Annotated in this window: 12 protein-coding genes; 5 read left to right on the top strand and 7 right to left on the bottom strand. The window is 62.3% G+C overall.

Annotated features, from left to right (window positions below; genetic code table 11):
* Nucleotides 1-5: 5 nt before the first annotated feature.
* Genes rsxD through rsxA form a run of 4 tightly spaced genes read right to left on the bottom strand, consistent with a single transcriptional unit; the run spans nucleotide 6 to nucleotide 4,776 of the window.
* Nucleotides 6-1,058, bottom strand: coding sequence for an electron transport complex subunit RsxD (rsxD, locus tag E5E97_RS18295; RefSeq protein ID WP_029302759.1), 1,053 nt, complete (start codon nucleotides 1,056-1,058; stop codon nucleotides 6-8).
* 3 nt (nucleotides 1,059-1,061) lie between these two features.
* Entirely contained in the window at nucleotides 1,062-3,620 is a 2,559-nt protein-coding gene (gene rsxC / locus E5E97_RS18290; RefSeq protein WP_171280724.1) for an electron transport complex subunit RsxC, read from the bottom strand.
* Nucleotides 3,621-3,626: 6 nt separating this feature from the next.
* A complete protein-coding gene (gene rsxB / locus E5E97_RS18285) occupies nucleotides 3,627-4,190 on the bottom strand; it encodes an electron transport complex subunit RsxB (RefSeq protein WP_011706450.1) in 564 nt (187 codons plus the stop codon).
* Between the two features lie 4 nt (nucleotides 4,191-4,194).
* Nucleotides 4,195-4,776, bottom strand: coding sequence for an electron transport complex subunit RsxA (rsxA, locus tag E5E97_RS18280; protein WP_005302262.1), 582 nt, complete (start codon nucleotides 4,774-4,776; stop codon nucleotides 4,195-4,197).
* Nucleotides 4,777-4,888: 112 nt separating this feature from the next.
* Between rsxA and E5E97_RS18275 the strand changes: the two genes are divergently transcribed.
* Nucleotides 4,889-5,785, top strand: coding sequence for a DMT family transporter (locus E5E97_RS18275; protein ID WP_043123731.1), 897 nt, complete (start codon nucleotides 4,889-4,891; stop codon nucleotides 5,783-5,785).
* Nucleotides 5,786-5,835: 50 nt separating this feature from the next.
* Nucleotides 5,836-6,033 (top strand): hypothetical protein, encoded by a 198-nt coding sequence (locus E5E97_RS18270; RefSeq protein WP_016351100.1) that lies wholly within the window; start codon nucleotides 5,836-5,838, stop codon nucleotides 6,031-6,033.
* A gap of 57 nt (nucleotides 6,034-6,090) precedes the next feature.
* On the opposite strand, the gene E5E97_RS23700 is transcribed toward E5E97_RS18270, so the two are convergent.
* Nucleotides 6,091-7,389, bottom strand: coding sequence for a PAS domain-containing methyl-accepting chemotaxis protein (locus tag E5E97_RS23700; RefSeq protein WP_171280723.1), 1,299 nt, complete (start codon nucleotides 7,387-7,389; stop codon nucleotides 6,091-6,093).
* A 326-nt stretch (nucleotides 7,390-7,715) separates the two neighbouring features.
* On the opposite strand from E5E97_RS23700, the gene fabV reads away from it, so the two are divergent.
* Both fabV and E5E97_RS18255 read left to right on the top strand, forming a co-directional pair.
* Nucleotides 7,716-8,909, top strand: coding sequence for an enoyl-ACP reductase FabV (fabV, locus tag E5E97_RS18260; protein ID WP_171280722.1), 1,194 nt, complete (start codon nucleotides 7,716-7,718; stop codon nucleotides 8,907-8,909).
* A 163-nt stretch (nucleotides 8,910-9,072) separates the two neighbouring features.
* Nucleotides 9,073-10,548 carry a YfcC family protein gene (locus E5E97_RS18255; protein WP_171280721.1) on the top strand — a complete coding sequence of 492 codons (1,476 nt, stop codon included), beginning with the start codon at nucleotides 9,073-9,075 and terminating at the stop codon, nucleotides 10,546-10,548.
* A 65-nt stretch (nucleotides 10,549-10,613) separates the two neighbouring features.
* Here E5E97_RS18255 and E5E97_RS18250 read toward each other — a convergent pair whose 3' ends face one another.
* Entirely contained in the window at nucleotides 10,614-11,828 is a 1,215-nt protein-coding gene (locus E5E97_RS18250) for a pyridoxal phosphate-dependent aminotransferase (protein ID WP_011706443.1), read from the bottom strand.
* 379 nt (nucleotides 11,829-12,207) lie between these two features.
* Here E5E97_RS18250 and E5E97_RS18245 point away from each other — a divergent pair, with 379 nt between their 5' ends.
* Nucleotides 12,208-12,420, top strand: a complete 213-nt coding sequence (locus E5E97_RS18245; RefSeq protein WP_017408079.1) for a DUF1653 domain-containing protein — start codon at nucleotides 12,208-12,210, stop codon at nucleotides 12,418-12,420.
* A 56-nt stretch (nucleotides 12,421-12,476) separates the two neighbouring features.
* Here the strand turns inward: E5E97_RS18245 and E5E97_RS18240 are convergent, their stop codons facing one another.
* A complete protein-coding gene (locus tag E5E97_RS18240) occupies nucleotides 12,477-12,740 on the bottom strand; it encodes a GrxA family glutaredoxin (RefSeq protein ID WP_010633640.1) in 264 nt (87 codons plus the stop codon).
* Nucleotides 12,741-12,811: the final 71 nt, after the last annotated feature.

Raw genomic sequence — 12,811 nt, 5'->3', positions numbered from 1 at the left:
CAGGTTCATTTGCGACGAGCCCCATAGACCTTGGGACGCGTCAGGCTGTCGATCAGCGGTACGCACAGGTTGGCCAGCAGCACGGCAAAGGCGAAAGCATCCGGGTAGCCACCAAAGCGGCGGATGACATAGACCAGCACGCCGATGAGCACGCCATAGACCAGGCGGCCGCGCGGGGTGGTGCTGGCACTCACCGGGTCGGTGGCGATGAAGAAGGCCCCCAGCATGGTGGCGCCGCTGAACAGGTGGAACATGGGAGTGGCGGTGGCATCCGGGGTCATCAGATAACCCAGGGTGGCCGCCAGCAGCAAGGCGCCGAGGATGGCCCCCGGAATGCGCCAGTTGATCACCTTCTGCTGCAGCAGGAACAGGCCGCCCAGCAGGTAGCCGAGGTTGACCCAGCTCCAGCCGATGCCGCCCCAGCCTTCGAATACGGTGTGGGTCATCACCTCGCCGGCGGTGAGGCCCTGAGTCAGCCCGGTTTTCAGAGTGTCGAGCGGCGTGGCCATGGTCAGCCCATCCACCCCCTGCTTGAGCTGCGCCATGCTGTAACCGTCGAGGCTGAAGCCGGTGAAGATCACCGAGGCCGCATCGCCAAAGCCGATGTCATAGGCGGCGATGCTGGAGGGTGGCAGCCAGCTGGTCATCTGCACCGGGAAGGAGACCAGCAGCAGCACATAGGCCACCATGGCGGGGTTGAACAGGTTTTGGCCGAGCCCGCCATAGAGGTGTTTGGCGATGATGATGGCAAACGCCGTGCCCAGCACCAGCATCCACCAGGGCAGCAGTGGCGGCAGGGAGAGGCCGATCAGCACGGCGGTCAGGGCCGCGCTGCCATCCAGCAGGGCCGGTTTGACGGGGCGTCCGCGCAGGCGCAGCACCAGCGCCTCCGAGCCCAGCGCCGTGACCAGCGCCAGCAGGATCTGGATCAGGGTGCCCCAGCCAAAGAACCAGCTCTGCGCCAGAAAACCGGGCAGGCAGGCCAGGATCACCAGCAACATCAGGGTTTGGGTCTGTTTGCGGTTGTGGGCAAACGGCGCACTCGCGATATTGAACATGGATCAGTGGCTCTTGTCGGTCGATGGAGAAGGAGAGGCCTGGGCTGCTGCCTCGGCCGCCAGTTTGCGGGCCTTGGCACGGGCCACGGCGGCGGCAATGGCCGCTTTCTTGGGATCCGCATCGGCGGCTGGCTGCAACGCATCGGCAGCCGGTGCCGCCACGGTGGTCACCTCGGGCTTGGCTGTGGCCTCCTCGTCTTGCACCTCTGCGGGCTTGGCAACGGCCTCCTCACCTTGCGCCTGAGCGGCCTTCTTGGCCTTGGCACGGGCGATGGCGGCAGCAATGGCTGCCTTCTTGGGATCCGCGTCGGCGGCTGAGTCAGGCTGCGGCGCTGCGGCAGGGGCTGCCACGGCGGCCTCTTCACCTTCGGTCACTGCTGCGTCCCCTTGCGCCTGAGCGGCCTTCTTGGCTTTGGCTCGGGCAATGGCTGCCGTGATGGCCGCCTTCTTGGGATCCGCGTCGGCGGCTGAGTCAGGCTGCGGCGCCGTTGCAGGGACTGCCACGGCGGCCTCTTCACCTTCGGTCACGGCTGCGTCCCCTTGCGCCTGAGCGGCCTTCTTGGCCTTGGCACGGGCAATGGCAGCAGCGATAGCCGCCTTCTTGGGATCCGTGTCGGCGGCGGTGTCAGACTGGGGCGCGCCTACAGGGCTATCCGCAGCCGCTTCATCACCTTGCGTGCTGACGGCTTTTTTGGCCTTGGCGCGGGCGATGGCGGCAGCAATGGCGGCCTTCTTGGGATCCGTGTCGGCAGCTGAGTCAGGCTGAGGCGCAGCAGCAGGGGTATCCGCCACCACTGCTTCGCCTGGCTCCTGAGCCGCTTTTTTGGCCTTGGCACGTGCCAGTGCCGCCGCAATCGCCGCTTTCTTGGCATCCTGCCCGTCCGCTGCCGGTGCATCGGCCTGGTCCGAACCGGGCTCGCTGGCGGCCGCCTTGGCGGCGCGGCGGGCGATGGCCTCCTGTTTGCGCGCCTCGCGGGCGGCAATCATGGCGCTGTTGTCCGGCGCGAGTTCGCTGGCACCAACGGGTGCTGCGTCCTGTTTGGCCTTGATGCGGGCCAGTGCCGCGGCCACCGGATCTTCTCCGCCGGCCGCCGTCATGGCCTGGCGACGCTGGGCGGCAGCCTCGGCATGACGGGCTTCGCGGGCGGCTTTTTCCCGCTCGAAGCGGGCCTGCTTGGCCTCGAAGCGCTGCTTGGCGCGCTCGGCCTTCTCGGCCTCGGCGCGCGCCTCGCGGATGTCATCCTTGGCAATCTTGTAGTACTGCACCAGCGGGATCTCGCTCGGGCAGACCCAGGCACAGGCGCCGCACTCGATGCAGTCGAACAGGTTGAGCCCCTCGGCCTTGTCGTACTCCTTGGCCCGGCTGTACCAGTAGAGCTCTTGCGGCAGCAGGTTGGCCGGACAGGCGTCGGCACAGGCGCTGCAGCGAATGCAGGCCTGCTCCGGACCGGGCGGCGGCAGCTCGGCCCGGGTGGGGGAGAGCAGGCAGTTGGTGGCCTTGACCACCGGCACCATGGCGTGGGGCAGGGTGAAGCCCATCATGGGGCCGCCCATGATCACCCGCTGATCCGCCTCGGGTTGCAGCTCGAAACGCTGCAGCAGCCAGCGCACCGGGGTGCCCAGCAGTACCCAGGCATTGCCCGGTTTCTTGAAGGTGTCGCCGGTGAGGGTGACGATGCGGGAGATGAGCGGTTCGCCGTCGATGATGGCGCGCTTGATGGCAAACACGGTGGCCACGTTGAGCACCATGATGCCCATGTCCACGGCGCGGCCCCCCTTGGGAACCTGGCGGCCGGTGAGCAGCTCGATGGTCTGCTTGGCGCCGCCCGAGGGATACTTGGTGGGCACCGTCTTGACCAGTACGTCTTCGTCTGTGGCATGACGGGTCAGCTCACCGATGGCGGCCGGCTTGTTGTCTTCCACCCCGATCAGGGTCAGCTTGGGTTTGAGCAGGTGCTTGAGTACCCGGATGCCGTCCATGATCTCGTCGGCATACTCCTGCATCAGCCGGTCATCGGTGGTGATGTAGGGTTCGCACTCCAGCCCGTTGACGATCAGGATCTCGGTGAGCTGACCGCGGCCATCGAGCTTGCTGTGGGTCGGAAACACGGCGCCGCCGAGGCCCGCGATACCGGCCTGCTGGATGCGCTCGAGCAGCTCGCCCCGCTCCAGATTCCAGTAGTCGCTGCGGCCCTGACGCTCGCCCCAGGCATCTTCGCCATCCGGGGTGAGGGTGATACAGAGATCGTCGAGACCGGAGGGGTGGGCCACCGTGTGGTGACCGATGGCGGTGATGGTGCCGGAGGTGGAGGCGTGCACCGGCACGAAACGCCCCTTGTCATGGCGAGTGAGCGGCTGGCCTTTCTTGACCTTGTCGCCGACCCGCACCAGCAGGTCGCCGGCCGGGCCCGCGTGCTGGCGCACCGGGATGATGAGCTGGGGCGGTAGACCCGCGTCCACCACCGGGGTGAGACTGGATTGGTCTTTGTTCTCGGGAGGGTGAATGCCGCCGTGAAAATCCCACAGAGTGCCGGCTTTGATGCGTTCGAGTAAGGACTGCATGGTTACTTATTCCACTATCTTGACCGGAATGGCGACGTTGGCCAGATCCCACTTCCAGTTGTCGACCGTGGTCGGCACCGGGATCATTTCGATACAGTCGGTCGGGCAGGGATCGACACAGAGATCGCAGCCGGTGCACTCGTCGGCAATGACGGTGTGCATCGCCTTGGTGGCGCCGACGATGGCATCGACCGGACAGGCCTGGATGCACTTGGTGCAGCCGATGCATTGATCTTCATGAATGAAGGCGACTTTCTTGATGGGGGCGGCGGCCTCGGCGCCACCCAGCGGCTGGGGTTCGACCCCCATCAGGTCGGCAATCTTGCGCATGGTGGCATCGCCACCTGGCACGCACTTGTTGATCTGGTCGCCATTGGCCAGCGCCTCGGCGTAGGGCTTGCAGCCCGGGTAGCCGCACTGGCCGCACTGGGTTTGCGGCAGCAGGGCGTCGAGCTGATCGACGATGGGATCGGCTTCCACATGAAATTTGACGGCGGCAAAGCCCAGGATGATGCCGAAGGCCAGAGCCAGCAGCGCCAACACCAGAACGGCAAAGAGTATGTGAGTCATAGCGCTATATCTTGATGAGGCCGGTAAAGCCCATAAAGGCCAGCGACATCAGGCCGGCGGTGATCATGGCGATGGAGACGCCGCGAAACGGGGTTGGGACGTCGGCGGCCACCAGACGTTCACGCATGGCGGCAAACAGGATCAGCACCAGCGAGAAACCGGTGGCGGCGCCGAAGCCGTAGATGATGCTCTGGATGAAGTTGTGGTGCTCGTTGATGCTGAGCAGGGCCACCCCCAGCACGGCGCAGTTGGTGGTGATGAGCGGCAGGAAAATGCCCAGCAGACGATAGAGGGTAGGGCTGCTTTTGCGGATAACCATCTCGGTAAACTGAACCACGACGGCGATCACAAGAATGAAGGCGAGCGTGCGCAGGTAGGCGATGTTCAACGGGATCAGGATATAGTGTTCCATCAGATAGGAACAGGCGCTGGCCAGGGTCATCACGAAGGTGGTCGCCAGCCCCATGCCGATGGCGGTTTCCAGCTTGCCTGAGACGCCCATGAAGGGGCACAGGCCGAGGAATTTCACCAGCACGAAGTTGTTAATCAGCACAGTGCCGACCAATAAAAGCAGGTACTCAGTCATTGCAGGTTGGTTATCCGGTGTGAAGGCGGCGGTATTATCTGATTTTAGGTGCCTTTTAACAACCGCAAGGCCGCATGGTTATTATTCAAATAGCCAATTTCATGGAGGAAACGTGCGCCCTTTACCCATTTTTACCCTGACCCTGGCGATGCTGCTCTGGTCCAGCTCCTTCATCGCGCTCAAGCACGTGCTGGGGGTCTGGGGCTTCGGTCAGGTGCTGTTCATGCGCATGAGCGTGGCGGCGCTCTGCTGGCTGTGCTGCTACCGCTATCTCGGCAATTTCCGCTATCAGAAAGGGGACTGGCGCTGGCTGGCGTTGATGGGGGCATTGGAGCCCTGTCTCTATTTCCTGCTGGAGGTCAACGCCCTGCGCTACACCAGTGCCGGTCAGGCCGGCATGGTCTGTGCCCTGTTGCCGCTCATCGTGGCGCTGGTGGCCTTCGTGCTGATCCGCGAGCGGGTGAGCCGCCGTCAGTTGCTCGGCTTTGCCATCGCCATCTTCGGCATCGCGCTGCTCGGCTTTGGCAGCGGGGCGGATGAATTTGCCCCCAATGCCCTGCTTGGCAACAGCCTGGAGATGGCGGCCATGTTCTGCGCCGCCACCTACTCGGTGGTGTTCAAGAAGCTCTGCAGCCGCTACAGCGTGTTGACCCTGACTGCGTTGCAGGCCTTCGTCGGCACCCTCTTCTTCGCCCCCTTTGCCTTTGGCGAACCCTGGCCGACGGCCTGGGTCTGGCAGGACATGGCGGTCATCGTCTTTCTCGGCGCCTGCGTGACCCTGGGGGCCTACCTGCTCTACAACTGGTCGGTGACCCAGGTGAAGGTGACGCTGGCGGCGGCCTACGTCAATCTCATCCCGGTGTTCACCCTGCTGCTGGCCTATCTGCTGCTGGGAGAGACCCTCAACGCCTTGCAATGGGTGGCCTGTGGCGCCGTGCTGCTGGGGATCGCGGTGGGACAGCTGCCGGCTAGGCGTGTGCGAATGCCGGCGGCCACCACAGGCCCGTGACGGCCACAAATTGACTACAGTCAGGGCAAGTAGCAGCGAGGAGCGTGATCATGAGTGACATGAGGTTATTGGCGCAGGCGCGACTGCTGCTTGGCCACCATCCCTTCACCCTGGCCGATGCACGGGCACTGGAGGCGCTGGAAGAGGAAGCGGTGGGCGAGGAGGGGCTCTGCATCGCCGAGCTGTGGGAGTGCGCCCTGCAGCAGGCCGACGAGGAGGCCAGGCACTATCTGTCGGGGCGGGATTGACGCTTTGATCGGAAGAAAAATACGGGGCCTGGCCCCGTGTGTTGTGATGGCGAGGCCCTAGATGGAGAGGCCTTTGACGGTGTCCGACACCGAGTTGGCGTCCTCGATGATCTCCTGAATGACGCCGGCGATGATGTCGGCCTGGGCCTGGCCCGCCATCGCCTTGTCCGATACCACCGAGACGGTCTGGGTGATCCTGGAGGTGATGTCGGAGTTGAGCCGGATGACGGAGACTATCTCGCCGGTGGAGGTGGAGGTTCGCGCCGCCAGCTGGCGCACTTCATCGGCCACCACCGCAAACCCGCGGCCCTGCTCGCCGGCGCGGGCCGCCTCGATGGCGGCGTTGAGCGCCAGCAGGTTGGTCTGATCCGCGATGCTGCTGATGGTCGAGATGATGGATTCTATGCTTCTGGATTGCTGGTTGAGGTTCTCTATCTGCCGGCTGACTTCACTGACCGAGCTGTTGATGTGGGCCGAGGTTTCCAGCACCTTGTCGATCACCTCCCGTCCCCTGGCGGCGCTCAGCACCGTCTCTCCGGCGATGGCGCAGGCCTTCTGGGCCGCTTCGCGCACCGAGATTGACTTTTCCACCCGCTCGCTGATGTTGCTCGCCAGCTTGATGATTTTGATCACCTTGCCCTCATGGTTGAAGATGGGGTTGTAGGTGGCCTCCAGCCAGATCTTCTCGCCATGGCGGCCACGGCGCATGAAGAGCCCCGACTGGATGGAGCCCGTCCCCAGATCCCGCCAGAAGTTGGGATTCTGCTGATAGAAGGCCTCGTCACAGAACATGCGGTGGGACTGGCCCACCACCTCGTCCAGCCGGTAGCCGAAGCAGTGCAGGAAATTCTGGTTGGCGGTGATGACGGTGCCATCGGGCTGGAAGTCGATGACGGCCAGGGATTTGTCCAGTGCCGCCAGCAGCGCCTGAGTGCGCTCCAGGGTGGATTGCTGTTCGGTGACGTTGGAGGCCACCTTGGCCACCTTGATCACCTTGCCATCGAGGAGGATCGGGAAGTAGCTGGCTTCGAGCCAGACCGCCTTGCCCGATTTGGCCTGCCGGATGAAACGGCCGTTACGCGACTCTCCCCTGCGCAGATCTTGCCACAGCAGCTCATATTCGCGGGTTTTCACGTCCTCGGGAAAGCAGAGGGCGCTGTGGTGCTTGCCGATCACCTCCTCCCGGGCGTAACCCACGATGGCGAGAAAACGATCGTTGACGAAGGTGACCACCCCCTCCGGGGTGAACTCGATATAGGGAACCTGTGACTGGATGGCCTGCTCAAAGGCGCCAAGTTCTGCGATCTGTGCCGCTTGTTCACTCTGTTCACTTTTACCCGTGCGATTCCAAAACATGGCGGAGCTCCTTGTTAAGACCCTGGTGAGGCCTTTCATGACAATACCCGACCGGCTGAATACTAGTACAGGTTGTTTGGTCGTCGCCTCAGCCATCAGGGTTAATTGTTTGTTTTGTCATTATTGATCTTGTCATGTTGGCAAGCCGTGCAGAGGGGTGGGAAGGTCGGTCCTGCTCCGGCGGGCTGACGGCAGGCCCCTTGGGCGGCATTTGTCCCACGCTCTGTTCATTTTCCCTGCGATTCAACACATCAGAGCACCTTATCGCGGCAAGATGAGGTATCTTATGCCCCGATTTCATCCATTAAACGGATCCGAGACCCCATATGATCATCAAACCCAAGGTTCGCGGCTTTATCTGCACCACCACTCACCCGGTCGGTTGTGAAGCCAATGTTCGTCGCCAGATCGCTTATACAAAGGCCAAGGGCACCATCGAAAATGGTCCCAAGAAGGTGCTGGTGATCGGCGCTTCCACCGGTTATGGCCTGGCTTCCCGCATTGCCGCCGCCTTTGGCTCCGGCGCTGCCACCCTCGGTGTCTTCTTCGAAAAAGCCGGCAGCGAGACCAAGACTGCCACCGCCGGCTGGTACAACTCTGCTGCCTTCGACAAGGCCGCCAAAGAGGCGGGTCTCTACGCCAAGAGCATCAACGGCGATGCCTTCTCCAACGAATGCCGCGCCAAGGTGATCGAGCTCATCAAGCAGGATCTGGGTCAGATTGATCTGGTGGTCTACTCCCTGGCCTCGCCGGTGCGCAAACTGCCGGATACCGGCGAAGTGGTGCGCTCTGCTCTGAAACCCATCGGTGAGGTCTACACCACCACCGCCATCGACACCAACAAGGATCAGATCATCACCGCCACCGTCGAGCCGGCGAATGAGGAAGAGATCCAGAACACCATCACCGTCATGGGCGGTCAGGACTGGGAGCTGTGGATGGCTGCCCTGCGCGATGCCGGCGTACTGGCCGACGGCGCCAAGTCGGTGGCTTACTCCTACATCGGCACCGATCTGACCTGGCCAATCTACTGGCACGGTACCCTGGGCCGCGCCAAGGAAGATCTGGACCGCGCCGCCGCCGCCATCCGTGGCGATCTGGCTGCCAAGGGCGGCACCGCCCACGTGGCCGTGCTCAAATCCGTGGTGACCCAGGCCTCCTCCGCCATTCCGGTGATGCCGCTCTATATCTCCATGGCCTTCAAGATCATGAAGGAGAAGGGCATTCACGAGGGCTGCATGGAGCAGGTGGACCGCATGATGCGCACCCGTCTCTACGCTGCCGACATGGCGCTGGACGATCAGGCTCGCATCCGCATGGATGACTGGGAGCTGCGTGAAGACGTGCAGCAGACCTGCCGCGACCTGTGGCCGTCCATCACCAGCGAGAACCTCTCCGAACTGACCGACTACACCGGTTACAAGCAGGAGTTCCTGCGCCTGTTCGGTTTCGGGCTGGACGAGGTCAATTACGATGCGGATGTGAATCCGGACGTGAAATTCGATGTGGTCGAGCTCTGAGTCTGACCCAAGTGAAAACAGGGCCCCGCGGGGCCCTGTTTTTTTGGCAAAAATCCCGCTAAGTTGCGGAATTTTATTATCCGCGATCACCTTTTTCCCATATCAAACCCGCTAGTCTGGCGGTGATCGGATCACATGACGGCATTGCCGAGGTACGGAAGCTATGACCACTCCACATGAAGCGCCCAAAAAGCGCCAACTCCCCACTGTCTATACCCTGCTTTTCATCATCATCGCTCTGATGGCGGCCCTGACCTGGGTGCTGCCGGCGGGCAAATACAACTACGTGACGGCCAAGACCCAGCAGCCGATTGCGGCGGCGGCCGTGGCCAACTACAGCGGCGACGAGCGGCTATTGCCGGTGCCCGGCAGCTACACCGAGCTCCCCTCCCAACCGCAGGGGGTATTCGATGTGCTCAAGGCGCCCATCCAGGGCTTTCACAAGGCAGCCGACGTGGCGCTGTTCGTGCTCATCATCGGTGGTTTCCTGGCGGTGACCATGCAGAGCGGGGCACTGGATGCCGGTGTCGGCGCCATTGTGCGTGGCTTTGCCGGGCGCGAGCGGCTGCTGATCCCTGTGCTGATCGCCCTGTTTGCCCTGGGCGGCTCCACCTTCGGCATGGCGGAGGAGACGGTGGCCTTCTGGGCACTGATCGTGCCGGTGATGATGGCTGCGGGCTTCGATCGTATGGTGGCGGCGGGGATCATCCTGCTCGGCTCCGGGGTCGGGGTGCTCGCCTCCACCGTCAACCCGTTTGCCACCGGCATCGCCTCCGGTTTTGCCGGCATTCCCATCGGTGAGGGGATTGGCCTTAGGGTTGTGCAGTGGCTGCTGCTGGTGATCTTCGCCTCCTGGTTCGTGATGCGCTACGCCAAGCAGGTGCAGCAGGACAAATCCCGCTCCGTGCTGGCCGACATCACCTATGACGACGAGTTCTCCCAGATGAAGAGCGGCAACCTCGCCTTCAGCGGCAAGCAGAAGCTCACCATGCTGGTCTTCTTCGGCACCTTCCTGCTGATGATCTATGCGGTGGTGCCCTGGTCGGATCTGGGCATCGACCTGCTGCCCACCCTGGGCTGGTGGTTTGACGAGCTCTCCACCCTGTTCTTCAGCGCCTCCATCCTGATCGCGCTGATCAACCGGATGCCGGAGTCCAACTATGTGGCGACCTTCCTGAGCGGCGCTCGGGACCTCATCGGGGTGGCGCTGGTGGTGGCGGTGGCGCGCGGCATCTATGTGGTGATGGAGCATGGGGTCATCATCGACACCATACTGCACTGGGCCGAGGGGCTGGTGAGCGGGCTGTCATCGTCGGTGTTCATCCTGATGGCCTATCTGGTGCACATCATCCTGAGCTTCTTCATCCCCTCCACCTCGGGGCTGGCGACCGTCTCCATGCCGCTGATGGGGCCGCTGGCAGACTTCTCCGGCATCTCCCGGGATCTGGTGATCACCGCCTATCAGTCCGCCTCCGGCTGGATCAACCTGTTCGCCCCCACCGCCGCCCATCTGGTGGCGGGGCTGGCGCTCGCCAAGATCCCCTACGATCGCTTCGTGCGCTGGGTGCTGCCCTTCATCATCGGGGTGGCTCTCATCACCATGGCGGTGCTGGTGGCCGGTGCCTTGCTGCACGGCTGATGGCGCGGCTAGAAAACGACAGACAACAAAAAGGCTCCCGCGGGAGCCTTTTTCATGAGTCTTGCTTACTGCTTGTAGCCCTTGAGGAAGCGGGCGAGACGGCCGATGGCTTCTTCCAGCTCCTCTTCCCGGGGCAGGAACACTAGCCGGAAGTGATCCGGCGCCGGCCAGTTGAAGCCGGTGCCCTGCACCAGCAGCAATTTTTCCTGCTGCAGCAGATCGAACACCATCTTCTGGTCGTCGCGGATGTCGTACACCTTGGGGTCAAGGCGCGGGAACATGTAGAGCGCCCCCTTGGGCTTGACGCAGGAGACGCCCGGAATGTCGTTGAGCAGTTCCCACGCCTTGTCGCGCTGGCGGCGCAGGCGGCCGCCCGGCAGGATCAGCTCGTTGATGCTCTGATAGCCACCCAGAGCGGTCTGGATGGCGTGCTGCATCGGCACGTTGGCACAGAGCCGCATGGAGGCCAGCATCTCCAGCCCCTCGATATAGCCCTTGGCACGGCCCTTGGGACCGGTAATGACCATCCAGCCCTGACGGAAGCCGCAGGCACGGTAGGCCTTGGAGAGGCCGTTGAAGGTCACCACCATCACATCGTCGCACAGGGTGCAGACGCTGGTGTGGGAGATGTCGTCGTAGAGGATCTTGTCGTAGATCTCGTCGGCGAAGATGATGAGGTTGTGCTGGCGGGCGATCTCGATCACTTCCAGCAGGAACTCGCTGCCGTAGACGGCGCCAGTCGGATTGTTGGGGTTGATCAGCACCAGGCCGCGGGTGCGCGGGGTGATGCGGGCGCGGATGTCGTCGAGGTCCGGATACCAGTCGGCCCCTTCGTCGCAGCGGTAGTGCACCGCATGGCCGCCGGAGAGGGTCACTGCCGCAGTCCACAGCGGATAGTCGGGGGAGGGCACCAGCATCTCGTCGCCGTTGTTGAGCAGCGCCTGCATCGCCATCACGATGAGCTCGCTGGCGCCGTTACCGATGTAGATGTCGTCGATGTCGACCTTGCGCATCCCTTTCTGCTGGTAGTACTGCATCACCGCCTTGCGGGCCGAGAACAGCCCCTTGGAGTCGCAGTAGCCCTGGCTGAGCGGCATGTTGAGGATCACATCCTTGATGATCTCTTCCGGTGCATCGAAACCGAACGGGGCCGGGTTGCCGATGTTGAGCTTGATGATGCGGTGGCCTTCGTCTTCGAGACGGCGAGCTTCTTTATGCACCGGGCCGCGGATGTCATAGCAGACATCGTCGAGCTTGTGCGACTTGTCGATAGTGAACATGGTGACTGTGATTCCTTCCCCTGGGGGCGCGTTGGCGAAAAAGGCGTTTTTTAGTATCAAATTTCTTTTCCCCTATTCTTCACAGAATTGAATGCTAGAACAATCCTCTTTTTAGTAGAATTCCCTGATTTTTAGCCCTAAAACAGGGTTGCCAAAACGTTAAATTCAGCACGATCGTTTGTGGTAACCGAGTTTCACCAGTGAAAGATGAGGGGCTGATTAACAAAGCTACCCGACTGTGTTGAAATATTCACTCTCGCTGGCACGATTGGCTTGCGTGAAAAATGTCATTATTTTTGTCGGCGCCGGCCCAAAAAGCAGAGCATGTGGTCTGTGCGCCATGCTGGCGCCGCCCGGCGTCGATATCGAAGGAGTTCCCATGCAAGCCCCCGCAGTTGGTCGCTACCGCCATTTCAAGGGTGGGTATTATCAGGTGTTGACCCTGGCCCTGCACACCGAAACCGGGGAGCAGCTGGTGATCTACCAGAGCGAGCAGGATGGCGCCGTCTACGCCCGCCCGGTGGCCATGTTCATGGAGTGGATCGAGCATCAGGGAGACGTGGTGAGCCGTTTCACCCCGGTTGCCGGCTGAGGCTGACCATTGACCATAAAAAAAGGCGCCTGACGGCGCCTTTTCACAACGTGAGCTTACTGGTAGAGACCCAGGTTCTCTTTGGCATAGGCTTCGAAATCGGTGCAGCCACCGATGTGCTGCTCGTCCAGGAAGATTTGCGGCACGGTATTGACCGGCTTGCCGGCGCTCTTGGCCAGATCTTCCTTGGTGATGCCTTCGGCGTGGATGTCCACGTAGCGGAATTTGAAATCGTCACGCTGTTCAACCAGCTGCTCGGCAATCTGCTTGGCACGGACACAATAGGGGCAACCGGGACGACCAAAAATCACTGCAAACATGTTCTCTCTCCATTCATATGAGGCTGGGGACAGGATAGCCCCGCCTCGTGACTAGTCAAAGTGGAAATTGT

It is taken from the genome of Aeromonas sp. 2692-1, assembly GCF_013085505.1.
In the GTDB taxonomy this organism is placed as follows: domain Bacteria; phylum Pseudomonadota; class Gammaproteobacteria; order Enterobacterales; family Aeromonadaceae; genus Aeromonas; species Aeromonas hydrophila.
This window is presented reverse-complemented; position numbering and strand designations above follow the sequence as displayed.

Bases quoted from the DNA above. Each gene is read 5' to 3' on its own strand.
- rsxD (WP_029302759.1), bottom strand. From the start codon at position 1,058: ATGTTCAATATCGCGAGTGCGCCGTTTGCCCACAACCGCAAACAGACC.
- rsxC (WP_171280724.1), bottom strand. From the start codon at position 3,620: ATGCAGTCCTTACTCGAACGCATCAAAGCCGGCACTCTGTGGGATTTT.
- rsxB (WP_011706450.1), bottom strand. From the start codon at position 4,190: ATGACTCACATACTCTTTGCCGTTCTGGTGTTGGCGCTGCTGGCTCTG.
- rsxA (WP_005302262.1), bottom strand. From the start codon at position 4,776: ATGACTGAGTACCTGCTTTTATTGGTCGGCACTGTGCTGATTAACAAC.
- E5E97_RS18270 (WP_016351100.1), top strand. From the start codon at position 5,836: ATGAGTGACATGAGGTTATTGGCGCAGGCGCGACTGCTGCTTGGCCAC.
- E5E97_RS23700 (WP_171280723.1), bottom strand. From the start codon at position 7,389: ATGTTTTGGAATCGCACGGGTAAAAGTGAACAGAGTGAACAAGCGGCA.
- fabV (WP_171280722.1), top strand. From the start codon at position 7,716: ATGATCATCAAACCCAAGGTTCGCGGCTTTATCTGCACCACCACTCAC.
- E5E97_RS18255 (WP_171280721.1), top strand. From the start codon at position 9,073: ATGACCACTCCACATGAAGCGCCCAAAAAGCGCCAACTCCCCACTGTC.
- E5E97_RS18250 (WP_011706443.1), bottom strand. From the start codon at position 11,828: ATGTTCACTATCGACAAGTCGCACAAGCTCGACGATGTCTGCTATGAC.
- E5E97_RS18245 (WP_017408079.1), top strand. From the start codon at position 12,208: ATGCAAGCCCCCGCAGTTGGTCGCTACCGCCATTTCAAGGGTGGGTAT.
- E5E97_RS18240 (WP_010633640.1), bottom strand. From the start codon at position 12,740: ATGTTTGCAGTGATTTTTGGTCGTCCCGGTTGCCCCTATTGTGTCCGT.